General features: G+C 59.6%; 16 protein-coding genes. 2 read left to right on the top strand and 14 right to left on the bottom strand.

The genetic code is table 11. The features are described from left to right. Window positions 1–114: 114 nt before the first annotated feature. Window positions 115–855, top strand: a complete 741-nt coding sequence (locus VH564_RS05625; protein ID WP_423339380.1) for an IclR family transcriptional regulator domain-containing protein — start codon at window positions 115–117, stop codon at window positions 853–855. A gap of 13 nt (window positions 856–868) precedes the next feature. Here VH564_RS05625 and VH564_RS05630 read toward each other — a convergent pair whose 3' ends face one another. From VH564_RS05630 to VH564_RS05695, 14 genes are all read right to left on the bottom strand, one after another. Continuing rightward, window positions 869–1,396 (bottom strand): VOC family protein, encoded by a 528-nt coding sequence (locus VH564_RS05630; RefSeq protein WP_423338836.1) that lies wholly within the window; start codon window positions 1,394–1,396, stop codon window positions 869–871. 29 nt (window positions 1,397–1,425) lie between these two features. After that, window positions 1,426–3,924 carry an ATP-binding cassette domain-containing protein gene (locus VH564_RS05635; protein ID WP_423338837.1) on the bottom strand — a complete coding sequence of 833 codons (2,499 nt, stop codon included), beginning with the start codon at window positions 3,922–3,924 and terminating at the stop codon, window positions 1,426–1,428. 71 nt (window positions 3,925–3,995) lie between these two features. Beyond that, on the bottom strand, window positions 3,996–5,063 hold the full coding sequence (locus VH564_RS05640; protein ID WP_423338838.1) for a substrate-binding domain-containing protein: 1,068 nt from the start codon (window positions 5,061–5,063) through the stop codon (window positions 3,996–3,998). Continuing rightward, window positions 5,060–6,028 (bottom strand): ABC transporter permease, encoded by a 969-nt coding sequence (locus tag VH564_RS05645; protein ID WP_423339381.1) that lies wholly within the window; start codon window positions 6,026–6,028, stop codon window positions 5,060–5,062. Before VH564_RS05645 ends, VH564_RS05640 begins: the two co-directional genes overlap by 4 nt. Before the next feature lie 1,013 nt (window positions 6,029–7,041). Continuing rightward, window positions 7,042–8,103, bottom strand: coding sequence for a ketopantoate reductase family protein (locus VH564_RS05650; protein ID WP_423338839.1), 1,062 nt, complete (start codon window positions 8,101–8,103; stop codon window positions 7,042–7,044). A gap of 313 nt (window positions 8,104–8,416) precedes the next feature. Further along, window positions 8,417–8,725: a Dabb family protein gene (locus VH564_RS05655; RefSeq protein WP_423338840.1), complete on the bottom strand. Its 309-nt coding sequence runs from the start codon at window positions 8,723–8,725 to the stop codon at window positions 8,417–8,419. A gap of 316 nt (window positions 8,726–9,041) precedes the next feature. Continuing rightward, window positions 9,042–10,106 carry a maleylacetate reductase gene (locus VH564_RS05660; RefSeq protein ID WP_423338841.1) on the bottom strand — a complete coding sequence of 355 codons (1,065 nt, stop codon included), beginning with the start codon at window positions 10,104–10,106 and terminating at the stop codon, window positions 9,042–9,044. Between the two features lie 23 nt (window positions 10,107–10,129). Then, window positions 10,130–10,996, bottom strand: a complete 867-nt coding sequence (locus VH564_RS05665; protein WP_423338842.1) for a dioxygenase — start codon at window positions 10,994–10,996, stop codon at window positions 10,130–10,132. A gap of 17 nt (window positions 10,997–11,013) precedes the next feature. Next, window positions 11,014–12,072 (bottom strand): SDR family oxidoreductase, encoded by a 1,059-nt coding sequence (locus tag VH564_RS05670; protein ID WP_423338843.1) that lies wholly within the window; start codon window positions 12,070–12,072, stop codon window positions 11,014–11,016. Between the two features lie 4 nt (window positions 12,073–12,076). Then, window positions 12,077–13,060: a zinc-dependent alcohol dehydrogenase gene (locus tag VH564_RS05675; protein WP_423338844.1), complete on the bottom strand. Its 984-nt coding sequence runs from the start codon at window positions 13,058–13,060 to the stop codon at window positions 12,077–12,079. A gap of 12 nt (window positions 13,061–13,072) precedes the next feature. After that, a complete protein-coding gene (locus VH564_RS05680; protein WP_423338845.1) occupies window positions 13,073–14,086 on the bottom strand; it encodes a Gfo/Idh/MocA family protein in 1,014 nt (337 codons plus the stop codon). Then, window positions 14,083–14,367, bottom strand: coding sequence for a YciI family protein (locus VH564_RS05685; RefSeq protein ID WP_423338846.1), 285 nt, complete (start codon window positions 14,365–14,367; stop codon window positions 14,083–14,085). Before VH564_RS05685 ends, VH564_RS05680 begins: the two co-directional genes overlap by 4 nt. 203 nt (window positions 14,368–14,570) lie before the next feature. After that, window positions 14,571–15,644 (bottom strand): 2,3-butanediol dehydrogenase, encoded by a 1,074-nt coding sequence (locus VH564_RS05690; RefSeq protein WP_423338847.1) that lies wholly within the window; start codon window positions 15,642–15,644, stop codon window positions 14,571–14,573. A gap of 34 nt (window positions 15,645–15,678) precedes the next feature. After that, window positions 15,679–16,467 (bottom strand): glucose 1-dehydrogenase, encoded by a 789-nt coding sequence (locus VH564_RS05695; RefSeq protein ID WP_423338848.1) that lies wholly within the window; start codon window positions 16,465–16,467, stop codon window positions 15,679–15,681. Between the two features lie 507 nt (window positions 16,468–16,974). On the opposite strand from VH564_RS05695, the gene VH564_RS05700 reads away from it, so the two are divergent. Further along, window positions 16,975–17,877, top strand: a complete 903-nt coding sequence (locus VH564_RS05700; RefSeq protein ID WP_423338849.1) for an NAD(P)-dependent oxidoreductase — start codon at window positions 16,975–16,977, stop codon at window positions 17,875–17,877. Window positions 17,878–17,923 lie beyond the last annotated feature (46 nt).

Here is a 17,923-nt window from a genome sequence, read left to right on the forward strand (position 1 = left end):
CGCCCTCGAATTAGTAACGCCAGCCCATATCGACGGCAACGACTTTGTGCGATATAGATTTTTTGTTCTAATATCGCACATGGGTATTTCTTGGAAACCAAGCAAAGCGATCTTATGGGTGGGCTGGCGAAGGGCCTTCGTGTCATCGAGGCATTCACCGCCGAGAACCCGCGCCTCAGCATCTCCGAGGCCGCCACGATTGCCGGACTGGATCGGGCGACGACGCGCCGCTGTCTGCTGACCCTGGCCGAGCATGGCTACTGTGCCTATGACGGCAAGTATTTCACGGTAACGCCTCGTGTCCTTCGCCTCGGTACGGGCTGCCTGGCATCCATGCCCCTGCCGCGGATCGTTCAGCCGTGGCTCGACCATCTGTCGGAGCGGATCGGCCAGAGCACGTCGGTTGCCATCCTCGACGAAGGCGAGATCGTCTATGTAGCCCGCGCCGCTCAGCGCAAGGTGATGTCGATCGCCCTCATGCCAGGATCGAGGCTGCCCGCCTATTGCACATCCATGGGCAGAGTACTGCTGGCGGCACTACCGGAAGAGCGGGCTGAAAATATCCTGCGGTCCTCGACATTGGTCGCCCGCACGCCGAATACGATTGTCGATCTTGCACCCCTGCTGTCAGAGCTGGAGCGCGTCAGACGGCAAGGCTTTGCCTCTGTCGACCAGGAAGTCGAGGTGGGATTGCGCTCGATTGCCGTCCCGTTGAAAAACCCGCGCGGCCAGATCGTCGCAGCTTTGAACACGGGACTTCCGATGTCCGATGAAGTCATGCAAACGATCGTCGAACGGTACCTTCCACCGCTTCTGTCCGTCAGCAAGGAGTTATCCGGAATCGTTCTGGTTTAGATCCGGTCCGCGTTCATCCGTGAAGGCTCTGTCCCCTAGCGCGCCATAGCCGATGCGGGGAGCCGTCTTCATAACCTAGCTTGTCGAAACTGGCCACCTCTAGAACCAAGCCCCATGGCGCCCTGAAATAGATCCAGTTGAAACCGGCCAGAGGGCCAGTTTCAACGAGATTAGGACCATCCAGCATATCGACGCCGATCGAGCGCAGGCGGTCTGTGGCGGCAAAGACATCCTCGACCTCGAAACAGAGATGCATTCCACCGACTTCCGAAGGCCGCTTTGGCGGTTCCTTGTTTTCCTCGCCCGCATATTCGAAGAGCTCGACGCTCGTGCCCTCGCCGCATCGCAAAAACGCGAGATCGCGGATCTGAGAATGGGCTGCGGCGCCAAGCTTGTTGGCCATGAAATCGGCATCGACATCAAATGGCCCGGTGCGAAAAACCTCGATCGCGCCGAAAACAGCCTGGAAAAAGCGTATGCCTTCTTCGATATCCGGCACAGTGATGCCGATATGGTGCATGCCGTAGACTCTTGGCGTCATTCCACTCTCCTCCTGAACCAAGGGCAACATCAATTCGCTGCGCGTCTCCTGACGCCCGAGTAGACAAGCGCTGCCACGACGACCAGAATCCCCTGGAAGAAATACTGGTAGGTCTGGGTCAGGCCGAGGAAGGTTACCGCGTTGAGGACCTCGGTCAGCAATATCGCGCCGAGCAATGTACCGATGAACGTCCCTCTGCCTCCGGACAGGCTGGTGCCACCGAGAACGACCGCCGTGATGCTCGAAAGCGTATAGTTGACGCCCTGGCGCGGATCGCCAACGCCGATCTGGGTCATCAGCATGATGGCGCCGAGGCTGGTGAGTAGGGAACAGACGACATAACCGGCGATGAATGTCAGGTTGACGTTGATGCCGGCCCGACGCGAGGATTGCTCGTCCGAGCCGACCGCTCTCAGCCGCCAGCCGGCCTTCGTCTGGCGCAGAAGATATTCGCCGGCCAGTGTGAAAGCGACGAGCACCAGGAAGGCAACCGGAAAGGGACCCCACTGCCAGTTGATCCAGTCCGTCACCGTTGCACTGATGTAGCCATCCGGATTATCCCGGAGAAGGAAGCTGAACCCCTGTATCGCGATATACATTGCAAGCGTTGCAGCGATGGGCGTGAAGTTTGCGAAGCGTATGAGCAGGCCGTTGACAGTCCCGGTGATGAAGGCGCCGGCGAACATCAGCAGGAAGCCCATCACCATGATGGCGGTCGATTTGTCGTCGTTTATGAAGAATGACGCGACGACGACAAGGAACCCCGCAAGTGGGCCGACGGAAAGGTCGATGCCGCCCATAAGCAGCGCCACCGTCTGACCCATCGCGATGAAGCCCAAGGCCGCGGCCAGAAGGAAGATATTGTATATGTTGTACACCGAGAAGAAGTTGTCGTTCTGGCTATAGACATAAAGGCCGAGAAGAATCGTTACGATCGCAAGCGGTATGGCCGGCGCATTGTCCGATTGCAGTAGATGCCGGATACCGCCGGACTGCCTCGTATCGGCCTTGGAGATTTCTCCGACATGGGTCGTTGCGTTGACCGCAGCCGCGACAATGCGGCCTTCGGTCACCTCGCTTCCCGTCAGGGTCTCGACGACATGCCCGCGGGACATGACGATGACCTTGTCGCAGAGACCCTCGAGCTCGACGGCATCGGAGGAGTTGACGATGACGGGCGTGCCCGCTTCGGAGACCTCCCGCAGGATGCGGTAAATCTCAAAACGTGCGCCGACATCGACACCCTGCGTCGGTTCATCGGCTATGATGAGGCCGGGGTCGGACAGCAGAGCGCGTGACATGACGACTTTTTGCTGGTTGCCGCCGGACAGCGCCAGGATCGGCGCCTCCAGACCGGGTGTCTTCACGGCGAGCTCGCCGAAGATCGAATTGACCTGTTCGATCTCTCTTTTTCGGCTCATGATCCCCGCGACAGCAAATTTCTCGAGGGCGGAATAGGTGGCGTTCTCGCGAACCGTCAGGCCGCTTGCAACACCTTCGACGTGCCGATCAGAAGGCATGAAGGCGGCGGCGCGCAACAGTTCGCGCTGATCGATCGACCGGCCTCGCAGGACGATGGAGCCCTCGGCAGGTTCCAGCCCGGCAAGTACCCGCATAAGCTCGGGCTGACCGTTGCCCGCCACGCCCGCGATGCCAACGATCTGTCCGCGCTGAACCTCGAAGCTGACATTTTTCAGATCGCCGGTGCTTATTCCGGTGACCGACAAGCCTGTTTCCTCGGAGGCAGACTGTGCCTTCGGCGGGAAAGCTGCCTTCAAAGTACGTCCGACGATGAGGTTGACGAGTTCGGAGACACTGACATCCCGGACCATCGCGCCGCCGCGAACGCGACCGTCACGCAGGACCGTGACGCGGTTGGCGATCTGGCGAAGCTCGGCGAGACGATGGGTGATGTAGATGACGGATGTTCCCGCCGCCGCGACTTCCCGAATGCGGTCAAACAGCATGTCGGTCGATTCCTGGTCGAGCGACGCGGTCGGCTCGTCGAGGATAAGTACTTTTGGCTTGAGCGCGAGCGCCTTTGCGATCTCGAAGAGATGCTTCTGCGCGACCGTCAGACCGTCGGCGCGCATCCGCAACGGCACCTTCAGACCCATGGTATCCAGAACTTCGGTTGCAACGTCATTAGCATTGCGCTGAGCGAAGATAGACGAAGGCAACGCAACGCGTAGGTTTTCGAGGATCGACAGATCTTCGAGAATGGCCGGATGCTGGAAGCAGATGCCGATGCCGCGCGCCTTGGCCATATCGGGCCTCATCTGGCTGATCGGTTGGCCTTCGAAGCTGATTTCCCCTTGCGTGGGTCGAAGCGTGCCGGAAATGATGTTCATCAGCGTCGACTTGCCGGCGCCGTTCTCGCCAAGAATGGCATGAACCTCGCCCGCGTAGAATTCGACATTCACGTCGCTGAGCGCTGGGACGACCGAGAAGAACTTCGTAATGCCCGTCAGACGGATGATGACCTCTCCCGTCTGCGCCTCGATCTCTTTAGTCTTTGCTTCCGCCATGTGCTGTGACCCGTCTTGAGTGCTGGCCCGGAGGGATGTCCCTCCGGGGAGTTTTCATGGTGGCCTGTCGCTTAGTGGCTGACGGCTTTGGCCTGGTCCTCAGGAGAAAGCGCGGACGACATGTAGATCGCGCCCGGCAGATCCTTGCGGCACTGCACGGCATTCGGCTTGCCCGAGACCGAGTCCTCGAACGCCGATGCCTTGAAGATTTCGTCCTTCGGCTTTTCGCCGCCTGTGGCAAGTGCGACGGCCCACTGCACGGCGAGCCGTACATTGTCATTGCCGGTTGCAACGGTAAAAAGCTTGAAGTCCGGATTACTTGCGTGGTTTTCCTGCCAGAAGCAGCCGAGCGAATTGCCGTCAGAGGTGGCGAGCGCCGGGATCGACTTGCCCTGCTTGGTGAATGCCGGCAGTGCGCCGACCAGGGATGGGCCGAAGTCGGAGATGATCACATCGATCTTTGGATTCTTGGCGATCTCAGCGGTCAGGACTTTTTGGGTGAGTGCCGGATCCCAGTTCGTCACATCGAACGGCTGAGGGTTCACGAAGACATATTCGGCACCGAGCACGCTCTTCAGTCCCTTGAGTTCATCCAGTCCCTGGCTGTTGCCGGCAGGTCCGCTGAGGAACAGAAGATTTCCACCCTTGGGCAGTATGCTCTTGATCCAGTTACCCCAGGTCACGCCATCGTTTTCGAAGGATGAGCCGATGAACTTGGCGTAGTTTGTGCCTTCCTTGCCGCCGACTGCGACGCGGTATGGCACGATTATCTTGCCTGCCTTGTGGACGCTCGTGATGGCTGGCAACACAGCGGGGCCGGCGTCGCCGAAGACAACGAGCGCATCGATGCCCTTCGCCGCCATGCCCTTGATGTCGGAAATCGACTTCTGGGTGTCTCCCTGGCCGTCGGCATATTCGTATTTGGTGATGCTTGGGCAGAGGTCGACGACCTGCTTACCCGATGCTGTCGTCACCTGGCGCCAGCTGTTGCCGCCGTAGCCGTCGAGCAGGGCAAGGCTCGCTTTCTTGGGTCCGCACCAGGATGGTGTTTCGGCCTTGGCGAGACTGGCACTACCCAGCCCTGCAATAGCAGTTCCGACCGAAACGGCGAGAACCTTGGCAAATTTTGAATTTTTCATTTTCTCTCCTCCACAGTTTTTGTTCCAGTCGCTTTTCTTGAGTTTACCGTCCAGCGGAGCGAGTAAACACCGATGCCAAAACCCAGGGCCAAGGCCTGGATGATGGTTTGAGCCGAATAGGGCACCCCGACTGAGAGTGCGAATTGGCTCAATTGGTTGAGGAAGAAGGCCGCGATGACCGTCGATATCGGGTAGCCGCGGCCCCCGAGAAGCGAGGTCCCGCCAAGAACGACGACGGCTACCGACGGCAGCAGGAGACTGTCTCCCTGGAAGGCGGTCGGTTCGCGGGTAATGCCAGCGATCAGGATACCGGCCATGCAATAGAGCAACTGCGCATAGACATAGGCCATCATCTGATGCACGCGAACGTTCAGACCGGCCGCCCTGCCCGCCGGAGGGCTGGCGCCGATCGCCTCGAACCGGCGACCGGCCACTGTCTTCTTGAGAACGAACGAGACGACTGCCGTGGCAGCCACCGCAAAGAGAACCGAATTGGGTACGCTCAGGGTTTCGCCGCCGGCGATCTCAGCCAGGAGGTTCGTGGTGATCGACGGGACACCGCCCGACGTGGCAAAGACGGCTCCGTAGAGCAGCGCGTTCACCCCAATCGTCGCGATGATCGCATTCAACCGGAAAAAACTGACGAGTATTCCGTTCAGGAAGCCCGCGGCCACGGCGAAGGCCAATGCGAGCAGGACAGCTTGATAAAGAAGTCCATCGTTCTGCTGCGGATAGTGCGTCGATACAACGACGGCCAAGGATACCGAGCCTGGCAGCGAAAGATCGAATCCACCGTGCTGAACGACCAGCAATTGCCCGAGACCAACGATCGCGATGATCGCCGCAAACGGAAGGCTTCCGGACAACGCACCCCAGGAAACGCTCGATGGCGCTAGGATTCGGCAAAGTATGAGAAGCAGCAGCGTGGAGAATACGACGGTGACGAAACTGCGCGCCAAAGGCATGGCGAACAATCCCTGCTTGTCCAGCGCAGCGGGCGTAATCGAACTTGCATTCATGTCGCGCTACCTCCCATGATCATCTTGTTCCTACCTCTTATTCTGCCGCGGCTCTCGGCCGCGAAATCTGGATTCAAGGCACCTCAGTTCCGCCACAGGCGTGGCGGTCTGTGTCACCATGAAGCCAGTGCCGCGCCGTTCACAAAGCCGCAGCAAACTCATTCCGCCGCCTGGAACAGCATTTCGTTCAGTCGATTATTACGGGGAGACCAGCAGCGATGACGGTCGTCGTCGCTTCGAGAGCCATTTTCTACCTCCTCCGAGAATAGGCGTGTCTAAATTTCAACCGTCTTGCGTTTTTCGTTTCGACGACACAGTCCAGCTACTTCGCGTGTGTCCACAAAAATGGACACCGCAAAACATTACTGGCAGAGCTCGTGTATCGAAAGGAAAGCGACTCCTCCTAAACCGCTTAGCAACAGCTTCATGCATTTCTCGCCGCGTGGAAACACTGAAAATATCCGGTTTGGATAAGTGCTTAGGAGAGGGCAGAACTCCGCTTGACGGCTGAACGCCGGGAGGTCGCCCCCAACCCGAAGCCCATGCTGGCGGAGCGCGATGTGCGGGAGGCAAGCAAGCGATATACCGCCGCAATGCTGCGGCAGTTGAACAGGTTGTTCTGAAGCTAGAGGAACTTACAGCAGCCGCCGACATCAAGCGCGGCGCCGATGATATCGCTCGATTGTTGGATGGACAGAAAAAATGTGCTGTTGGTAGGTTTGGTTGTTTTAGCGGCTAGCCAGCAGAGGTTTTAGCCCACTCGACAGTCTGCATTTCCCAAGAGGAGATGCATCGCTTCTCGGCCTCCTCAGCGCCGGCAAGGCTGATTGCAAGCGCAAAACGGGGAACTCAAGACAGTCGACAGACGCCAACCTGCAGATGGATGTCTTTTACCAACAGCGGCATGACGTTCTCCTCTTCTTGATAGTTTGTGCCGGTTCACCTGCTGCGGCCACGCCTCACCGTGTGCCGGCAGCAGCCTCATAGGCTTCAATCAGAAGCTTCGAGTTCTCGACTTTCGCTTCAAGCTTGCCGCTCTCGATCTCGAAAGCGATCTCCATGATACGTTGGTTCATGGGCGCCGGCTGGCCGTGCGCCTTCAGGATGTCCACGACCCAGCCGTTGACTTCCTGGATCTCCGCACGGCGGCCCTTCCGCCAGTCCTGAAGCGACGTTGTCAAGGTATCGGCCTGCGAGAAGACCGTAAGGACCTCTTCGAAGATCTTGTCGACATAGCGCTCGGGATTGTTGGTGGTGACGGGCGGCATGCCGATGATCGGAACGATCGTTGCACCATCGGCAAGCGCCGCATGAATCGCTTCGTAGCCGGCGGCACGCATGGCCTCCAGCATGCCGGGGGCACGCGCTGCGTCGCCGAGGGGCATGTTGATGATGGCAGACGGGATCAGTTCAGCAGCGTTGACGACGAGCTTCATCCACTTGGCGGAGCGAATATCGTCGAAAACTTCGACGGTGCCGGAATTGCGCAGCAACGCGGCGACGGCTTCCACGCGCGGCTGCGTGTTCGGATCGAGCGCGCCGAGAGCGAACCAGGACGTATCGTGATCGTTTTGCCGATTGGTAACACCCGGCTCCCACATGTTCGAGGCGATCTCGATCACAGCGCCAATGGTCCGCTCGCGGCCGACGATCGCGGCGATATCCTCGTGCGTCATGCCGTTCTGCAGGCCGACGATCAGGCCATCCTTGGCGAGCACCGGCTCGATAAGCTGGCAGGCCCACTTCGTGTCGTAGGCCTTCACGACCATGAAAACGAGATCGAAGGGTTGCTTCACCTCGGCCACCTGGCAAAGGTGAAGCGCCGGCACCTTGGCGTTAATCGTGCGCGTCGGCAGGTTGACTGTGATGCCCCTTTCGCGGATTGCGGTAACGTGATCCGGCCACTGCTCGATGAACGTCACGTCGAGACCCGCCAGGGCGAAGTCGGCACCGATCGATGCGCCCTGCGCGCCCGTTCCCAGAAAGGCGATCCGTGGTCCGCCCCTTTTGTCCCAAGTCATAGTTTGGCTCCTCTCAGAAATGCGATGTTTATTCCGGCGCGTAGTTCTGATGTTTATACCCCGGCCAAAAGCGGCCTCGGGATGTTGCGACGGCGTTGGCCGCGCCATGAAATTTCTCGGTTGCATAAGCCACGAAACGATAAGCGGTCGAGACCTGCGCCCTGTGCCCCCCTCAACGGCGACGAGCCATGAAGCGGGTGCCTGCGCTTACCTCACCGCACTATCCGCGCAACGTCGAAGCCGGCGCGCAGACTGTCAGCCGAACCCGAAAGGTACTTGCGCGCCAGCCGCCATCAATTGAAGCGGCTTGCGCTCAGGCGTCGTCAGCTTCGTAGTCGACCTGGTGCCGCGCGATGCGCATGCCCTCGAGGTCGGCTTTGACCCTCTGATGTGCCGGGTGCTCGGCATAGACATTCAAGGCGTCGACATCTGCAAACTCGGAATAGAGGGCGACGTCGCAGGCGTAGGAAATGCGACTCATATCGATGCCGATTTCCAGCTTCTGCAAGCCGGGTATCTCTCCCACCAGCGCCTCGAATTTCGCCTTGATGAGCAATGCGGTCCGCCGCTTTTCCTCCGGCGTTTCGCCTCGCACGTTCCACATGACGATGTGCTTGATCACGTCAGCCTCCTAGCTCCTGACAAGACGGGCCGGATGTAGCTTCGCAATGATGAGACGACATCTGGGTCCTGGGGGCAATGTCGAATTTCAACCGCGCCCGGAAACCAGATACAGTTTCGGCGGCTGCTTCTTACCCGGCTGATCTTGCTTATCGTTGCTTCCATCATCGACGACATGTGCCGAACTGAGGGCGGACAGCCAACTCACCGTCTTTTGCCAAAGGCCTGCAATAATCCTACCCACGTGCTTACCTCCCATTGCAATTCCCGCTTGTTGAGCGATCGAGCCAACCGACCTTGCTCCGTCTTGATTAGCTCTAGGCGTGTCGAGGCCTGGTGCCTTCGTAGGCGTTTAACAGCAACTGTCGCAGCCCATCCTTGGTAAGCGGCTTCGGATTCCAATACGCGTTCGACATGGTCTGATCGACCGCTTCATCGATTCCGTCCTTGGGCATTGCCATGGATTTCAATGCCATCGAGGCACCAAGACCCGATGCCAGGTCGAAGAGACCGGTGGCCGCGTAGTCCGCACCCAATGCTTTTGCCACCCGCGCCATCGCCTCCGGCGCGGACGAGGCGTTATAGGCCACGGCATGGGGCAACACCGCGGTGTGCATCGGCGCATGCGGCAGGTTGAACATCCCGCCCAGCGTGTGGCAAAGCTTGTGATGCAGCGCCATGCCCACGGACCCCAGGCAGACACCGCAGAGCCACGCACCATAGAGTGCCTTGGCTCTGGCTTCCCTGTCGTCAGGCGTCCGTGCGATCGCCGGAAGCGCTTGTGCAAAGGCCGCGATGCCCTGTTCCGCCAGCAGCGAGATGATCGGATTGGTCTCGCGCGCATACAATGCTTCGACAGCGTGGGCGATGGCGTTGAGCCCGCTCGTGACGGACATCGATACCGGCAGCGTCATGGTCAAATCGATGTCATACACGATGACTTCTGGAAGGATGCGCGCATCGGATTTTGTTACCTTCCGGCCATTCTCCGTCTCGCCCAGGATCGGCGTTGCTTCAGACCCGGCATAGGTCGTCGGAACGACGATCTGCGGCAGGTCGGTGCGAAAGGCGATCGCCTTCCCAAGGCCTGTTGTCGAGCCACCGCCGATTGAGACGACCGCGTCCGCGCCGAGCTTCTCCACAACACTCATTGCGTCGGAAGTCACGTCCACAGGTGTATGCATCGTCGCCTTCGAATAGACGCCGACAACACGCGTACCGAGATGGCGCGCGATGTCCTCTGCCTGGCCGACCTGCTCGGGCGTCGAGAGGACAAGCAGGCGCTTCGCGCCCAAGCGCTCAGCCTCATCCTCCAGGCGCGAAACCGTGCCGCTGCCGAAGATGACGCGGCCGGGATTTCCGTTATAGACAAAGTCTTGCAAGGCTATCTCCTGGTGCTGTTGGTCTACGGCACGAGCACAAAATCGAAGTCGGAACGCCAGAGCGTGTCGCCGCCGTCCACCCTGGCAAATGGTGCGACCAGCGTCTTCTTCACGCCGAAGACAGCATCCGAAGTCAGATAGGTGTCGCCGCCGACAAAGGTGTGCGTAACGAGCTTCTGGAAGCCGTCGGCACGGATCATGTAATGCATATGCGCCGGGCGATAGGGATGGCGACCGAGGCTTGCCAGCATCTTGCCAACCGGGCCGTCATCCGGGATCGGATAGGACACCGGCCTGATGCCGACAAAGCTGTAATGTCCATCAGCGCCGGTGACGAAGACACCGCGGTTGTTCCATTTCGGCTGGATATCGGGCTGCTGCACATCGTAGTAGCCCTCCGCATTGTCGGACCACACGTCGATGCGCGCACCTTCGATTGGCCTACCATCGATATCGATAACGCGTCCGACGAAGAGACAGCTTTCGCCTTTCCCGTCGAGGCAGATTTTATCGCCCATTTCCCGCACCGGGGCGCCCTCGACGTGGAACGGGCCGAACACCGTATTCTCCGTCGCACCCTCTGGCCGGCGATTGTTGATCGCATCGACCAGCATCGACACTCCGAGGGTGTCGGAGAGCAGGATGAATTCCTGCCGTTCGCCGCTGCAGATCTGTCCAGTCTTTGTCAGAAAATCGACGGCGTACTCCCATTCCGCCTGGGTCAGTTCGACCTCACGGACGAAATGGTGGAGATGTTTCACCAGGCTGGCCATGACGGTGGCCAGGCGTGGTTCGACGTCCTTGCCCATGCGGGCATTCACCGTCGCAACCGAATTTTCCTCGGTGAAATAGCCGATTGCCGGCGTTTGGGTGTTAACTGTCTCGGTCATGGTCCGTCTCCTTCAGATCAAGGAATGATCCGATCGGCTCGCAGGCGGTCGAAAGCGTCCGTGAAGGATTCGGTGGTGTCCTGGTAATCCAGGAAGCCGAGCTTTCTGCTGCGCGCCATGTCGTTGAACGTTTCCACCTGGCGTCCGAGATCGGCATCGGTGTGCCAGAAGGATGCCACGCGGGAGAGTGGGTTTTGCTTGAGGTGGTGCTTGACGACGAGCCCGTCCCAGATCGGCGCTGCGTCCGCCATCTTTCCCTCGAGCGGCTCCGGCGTGCCGGAATAGGGTGCAGCCTCGATATCGAAATAGGCTGCAATGCGCGGCCAAAGCCACTTCCAGCGGAAGACGTCGCCGTTGACGATATTGAAGGCCAGATCGGCTGCAGCAGGCGTCGTCGCGGCCCATGCCAGCTGCTTGGCAAGGATGCGGGCGTCCGTGACGTCGGTGGCTGCCTGCCATTGTTCCGGGGAGCCGGGGAACGAAAAGGCCATCCCGGTCTCCTTGCAGATCGACGCGTAGATCCCCAGTGTGGCGGCCATGTTCATCGCATTTCCGACGGCATAGCCGATGAGCGTATGGGGGCGGTGGACCGACCAGGTGAATTTCTCTCGCGCGGCCGCACTGAAGATTTCGTCTTCCTGCACATAATAGAAATTCTGGTTGGGAAGACGCGCCTGTTCCTCGCGGAATGGCGTCTCCGGTGCGACTTTTGCGTAGGATTCGAACGGGCCGAGATAGTGCTTCGTGCCGGTAACCAGAGCGACGTGTCTGACACCGCGCCCGCGCAGCGCGTCGAGCACGTTGCGGACGATACCGCCATTGACCTTGCAGTTCTCATCTTCCGTCGCCTGGCGGGACCAGGCGGTGATGAAGACATGCGTCGGGCTGACCCCTTCCAGCGCGCGGCTGACGGATTGCGCCTCCGTCAGGTCGCATTTCAGGGTTTCGACGCCCCTCACCGGGCTCTCGGACCTCGAGAGGCCAGAGATTTTCCAGCCGCCCTGCGCAAGCAGGTGCTCCGCGAGATTACTGCCGGCAATGCCTGTAGCTCCGACGATGAGCGCGTGCTTTTCCATGGGTTCAACCGTTCAACAGAGTGATCTTGATGCTCTTGGTCGCGTCTTTGCCGAAGCTGAAAGCCTGCACGGCATCGGTCAGCGCGTAGTCGTGGGTCTGTATCGGCGAAAGGTCGATGCCGGTCCTTTCGAGGAAGCGGATCGCCGCAGGCCAGACGCCCGGCGAGCCGATGCAGCCCCTGACGGTCAGGTTCTTCATCTGAATCTGGCCAACGACGACGGGGACCTTGCGGCCGATGTTGATGCCGACCATCGACATGCGACCGTCTTCCCTCGCATAGTCGAAGGCGGCAGCCATCGATGCATCGTGCCCGGAGGCTTCGACGACGAGATCGGCGCCATGACCGCCCGTCATTTCACGGATGCGCTCTGCCGCACCGCCGTCCGATGGATCGAGCGCTGCATCGGCGCCCAGCTTCAGGGCAACTTCGCGACGGGTGGCGAGGGGATCGACGACGATGACGCGGGCGCCCATGCCAATAGCCGCGGCTGCCGAAACCAGGCCGATGGTCCCACCGCCTGATACGACCACGGTCTCGCTGGCATTCGTGCCGCCTGAACGCAGGACCGCATAGAAGCCACAGGTAAATGGTTCGATCAGCGCCGCCTTCTTGTCGTCGACGGCTTCAGGCAGCTTATGCAGCCACTCCGGATTGACATTGAAGAACTCGCGGTCGGCGCCACTCATCGAGAAACCGAAATGGTGAAGGCGCTCGGGCGTGCGCACCACGCACTCGCCGACGACGCGATCGCCCGTCTTGAAGCCCGTTACATTGCGCCCGACTTCCACGATCTCACCGCTCCATTCGTGGCCTGGGGTCACCGGATAGGAGATCGGGATGATGTATCGCCCGGCGAGGAGCTCGTAGTCGGAATGGCATATTCCAACGGCTCGCGTCCGCACGAGCACCTCGTTTGGGGAAATTTCCGGCATTGCCGCGTCGATGATGACCGGCTTGTCGGGCGCCTGGAATACCAAAGCCTTCATGCTAATCTCCTGTCAAAGTTGCTCGACGACGCCGGAGCGCGCGGATCGGATAATCGCTTCGAGAAGCGCGATGTTGTTGATCATGTCCTCCCCGGTGATCGGGTATTCTTCGGTGCCGCGGACGGCGCGTGCAAAGGCACGCAGATTGTCGCGAACCGGCTCGGCGGGTGCCACTTCGCGAACGGTGATCGGCTTGTCCTTCCAGCCTTCGGTGACGATCCAGCCGTCCGGCGATTCCACGTGAGCTTTGTCGCGCACCTCGATCCAGCCCAGCGTACCGAAAACGGCGAAGCGCGAGATGAAGGGCGTTGCCAGTGTTGCGGACACGTAGGACGAGCCGCCATTCTGGAAGCGGATATGAGCGCTCATCGTATCGCCCTGCGGGATGCTGGAAGCGAGGTTCTCGCAGACCACGCGGACGTCCCGGGCCGGCCCCATCAGCTTGACGGAAAGATCAGTCAGATGGATGCCTGTTGCCGTCATGCCGCCCGCCGGCGCCTGTTCCGCGTTGAGCCGCCAGTTGGACGGATCGAGATTGAGAAATTTGTCGTGGCTGAAGTTCGACTCGATCTGCAGGAGCCGGCCCAGCTTGCCGCTCGATGCCGCCTCCAGGATCTCGGCGATCGGTGGCTCAAAGCGCCGTTCGTGCCCCATGCCAAGGACGAGGCCCGCTTCATGACAGAGAGCCACCGAAGCTTCCGCATCCCTGCGCGTCATCGCCAGCGGCTTTTCACAGAAGACATGCTTGCCGGCTGCAACCGCCTGGGCGATCTGGCTCTGATGCAGGGAATGGGGCGTCGCGAGGATGACGGCCTCGATCTGGGGATCGTTCAAAGCATCAGAAAGATCTGACGAAAACTGGAGGCCGAGATCGTCGGCAAAGGCGCTGGCGTCCGGGTTGGGATCAATGCCGCGCACGAAATGCATTTCCGCACCACCCGCATTGACGAGCGTGGCCATCTTCTTGCCCCACCATCCGAGGCCGACGATTGCCGCCAGCACTGGCCGTTCCTCTATCATGGTCATCGGTTGTCCACCCGCTTGCTGAAGGGATGGATATTGACGGACTTCCAGACGCCTGCGGCGGTGAAGGGATCGGCCTTGTTGAACGCGACAATCTCTTCCTTGGTGTCGGCTTCGAACAGGAAGAGCGAGCCGATCATGGTCTCATTGTCATCCGCCAGCAACGGACCGGAGATGATGGTCTTCGTCTTTCCCGAGCCGAGATACGTCTTGTGGGCGTCATAGTTCGCAAGCCGCTTTTCGACGGAGCCCGGATGGTCAAGGCAGTGAACGATAAAATGCATGGTAATAACCTCTGTTCTGGTTAGGAGATCGAATAGCCGCCATCGACCATCAGCAATTGGCCGGTGATACCGCTGGACGCATCGACCGGAGAAAAGCGACGCCGGAAGCAATCTCTTGCGGCCTAATCAAGCGGCCAATGCCGCCCGCAGCTCCGGTGAGCAGGTTTTTGCGCCCGCTGAGATCCATCGGGTTCTTCATGGGGTCAGCCCTTCATATTGACGAGAATTTTCATGTGCGATGCGTTCGGATCGATCAGCGCTTCGAAGCCCTTCTCGACGACGTCATCGGGACTAATCTGCGCGGTGACGATCTGCTCAACCGGGAAAATGCCAGCGCCGATCATCTGCGCGATCCGCGGCCAGATGGTCACCGGATAGCACCAGACCGCCTCGACCGTGATGTCCTTCAACGCCCAGAGCATAGCGTCGATGGAGGCCGGCCGGACATGAAGCCCCACCTGCACGACGGTGCCCTGTCGCTTGACGGCCTTCGCACAGAGATTGAGAGAAGCCTCCGCTCCGACGCATTCGAGCGCGACATCGACGCCGACACCCTCCTCGGTATGCTCCCGGAAAAGGGCTTCCGCGTCTGTTTCTCGTGGATCGAAGACGATTGCTTCCGGCACCAGTTTCTTGGCAAGCGCGCGCCGGTTGGCATTGAGTTCCGACACAAAGATGGTGGTGGCGCCGGCCGCGCGCGTCGCCAGCAGAACAAGGGCGCCGATCGGGCCGACACCGGAGACGAGAACGGTACTTCCTGCCTCGACGCCACCGCGGTCCACGCCGTACACAGCAACGGCGGCCGGTTCGATCATAGCCGCCTGGATATCACTGACGCTGTCTGGAACTGGGAAGACATTGTACCCGTTGACGACGGCACGCTCCGCCATGCCGCCCCACTCCCAGGAAAGGCCGAAACAGGCCATCTTTTCACTGAGATGGAAGAGCCCGCGGCGACCATAGTAATCGTCACGCGGAGAAATCAGCGGCTGGATCGAAACGCGGGACCCGGGCGCCACGTGGGTGACATTCTTTCCAACCTCGAGCACACGCGCAGAGAGCTCATGACCGAGAATCTGCGGCAGGGTCGCGCCGGAATAGACATGCGGCGAACTCGGGGTCACGATGGGCCCGGCTATATATTCGTGGATGTCGGTGCCGCAGATGCCGCAGACCAGCGGCTCGATCAGGACCATGTCGTCACCAAGCGGGCCCGAGGGCGCTGGAACGTCTTCAACACGGATGTCTTTCTTGGTGTAGTAGCGAACCGCTTTCATCGAAAAATCCTCTTAAATGTTGCCTGTCACGACCTCAGATGAGAACCATGCCGCCATCGACCATCACTGTCTGGCCGGTAATGTAATCTGATGCCGGCGATGCAAGGAAAGTCGTGACGCCGGTGATATCCTTGGGAGCAGAGACGCGTCCAAGCAGGATCGACTGCGAGAACTCGTTGATGGCCTGCTCCGGCTTCGAGGTCAGTCCGTGATCCATGAATTCGCGATCCAGCTGCTGCCACAACTCTGTCGCGACGACGCCTGGAGCGAAACTATTGACGGTGATCTTGTGCTCCGCTAGAGCCCGCGCCGCCGCCTGGGTGATTGCCACGACAGCGAATTTGGACGCGCAGTAATGGGCAAACAGCGGGTAGCCCTGCTTACCTGCGATCGAGGCCGTATTGACGATCTTGCCGCCGCCGCCCTGCGCGATCATCTGTTTGGCTGCCTCCTGCGTGCCGATCAGTACGCCAAGGCCATTGATCTTCATGATGCGATTGAAGTCATCCTCGGTGACATCAAGGAAGGGGCAGGTCTGGCTAATGCCGGCATTGTTGAACATCACATCGAGCCGGCCAAAGCGGGAGACAGTATCGGCGATCACCGCCTTGACGCTTGCGCGATCTGACACGTCGACCGGGGCAGCCTGGGCCTCTCCGCCCTGTGACCGGATTGCCGCCGCGACGGCCTCCGCCGCCTCGCTATTCAGGTCGGCGATAACGACCTTGGCACCTTTGGACGCAAGATCATGCGCGATCCCCGCCCCGATGCCGCGTCCGGAGCCTGTGACTATGACAACCTTGTCCGCTACAGATTCGCTCATGAAATCCCCCTCCAAAATCCAACGCATGCAGGGGCTATCATCAGCATGATGACCTCGACCCTTTCGCGGTAGACTTTCAATCAACTGCTATTGCGGCTGAACAACACGTTCACTTGCTCGCTAGCGCGAACTTTCGTCGATAGTCTTGTCTGATGTATCTCATTGAAGTTCCTCCGATGCTTCGTCGCAGTGGGCGGCACCGGGCCAATGAATACTGACATCGTTTAGTCAGCGTCGGACTGGTGTCGCGGCCTTGCATCTCCTCCGATGCAACGCCATGCGATCGCTCTAAGAGGCTAGTTGATAAACATCCCGCCTCACAAACGCATTATTGTCCGGAATGGATATTTTAAGCCAAGCATTCTGCTTTCAGCTGGCCATAGTGAAGGCTTGGGAGGGTCACGGCGATGTCTGTTCAAACATCGGTGTCGCGACGAGATGCATCTCTCACAGTAGCATGGTCGACAAGCCTGATTGGGTGACCGCCGAGAAATACGGGAGGATAGGATGAGCGATAGATTTTCGGTCGGTTGGGCTGGAATTGGCAAGATGGGCGGGCCTATGAGCCGTCGCGTCCTCGATGCCGGCTATGCGCTGCATGTTTACGAGCCACTGCCCGAGAACCGGGCTACGATCGTGGCAGAAGGCGCGAACGTTGCGCACTCGCTCGAGGATTTGTCGGCGACCTCCGATGTCATCGTATTGACGATACCGAACGACGCGGTCCTTCGTGAACTGATATTTTCCAACGGCGGCCTCGCCAGTGTTATGAAATCGGGGCAAACGCTTGTTGAGATGAGTACCGTATCGCCGGCGATCTCGGCCGAGGTTGACGAAGCTATGACCGCGCTTGGGGTTGCCTACCTGCGAGCGCCTGTTTCGGGTAGCACTGCGACGGCCCTGGCCGGAACGCTTTCCGTCATGGCGTCTGGTCCTGAGCAGACCTATAAGCTCGTGGAGCCGATGTTCGAATGCTTTGCCTCGCGCCGTTTTTATGTCGGCAAGGCAGAGGAAGCCCGCTATCTCAAGCTTGTCCTTAACGCGCTCGTTGGCGCGACGTCTGCCCTTCTGGGCGAAGCCCTGACGCTGGGCCTCAAAGGCAACCTGACGCTCGAAACGATGCTTACCGTCATCTGCGAAAGCGCGGTTGCTTCGCCACTGATCGCTTACAAGCGAGACCTTCTTGTCGACCGCAATTTCGATCCGGCGTTTTCAGTTTCGCAAATGATGAAGGATTTCGATCTCATTCTCGGCGCGGCGCGATCGGATCATGTGCCGATGTATCTCGCCTCCATGATCCGTCAGCAGTACGAGGCAGCCTATACGGAAGGCCTTGCCGAAAAGGATTTCTTCGTGCTCTTCGAGCAGGCCGAACGTCTCGCCGGCATGTCGCCTCCTTCCGCGGGCTAATCATTTCACAGGTTATTCGCATAATCTCTTGCACGCCCATGGCTGC

Origin of the sequence: Rhizobium sp. HT1-10 (assembly GCF_049472505.1) — a bacterium.
Lineage (GTDB): Bacteria > Pseudomonadota > Alphaproteobacteria > Rhizobiales > Rhizobiaceae > Rhizobium.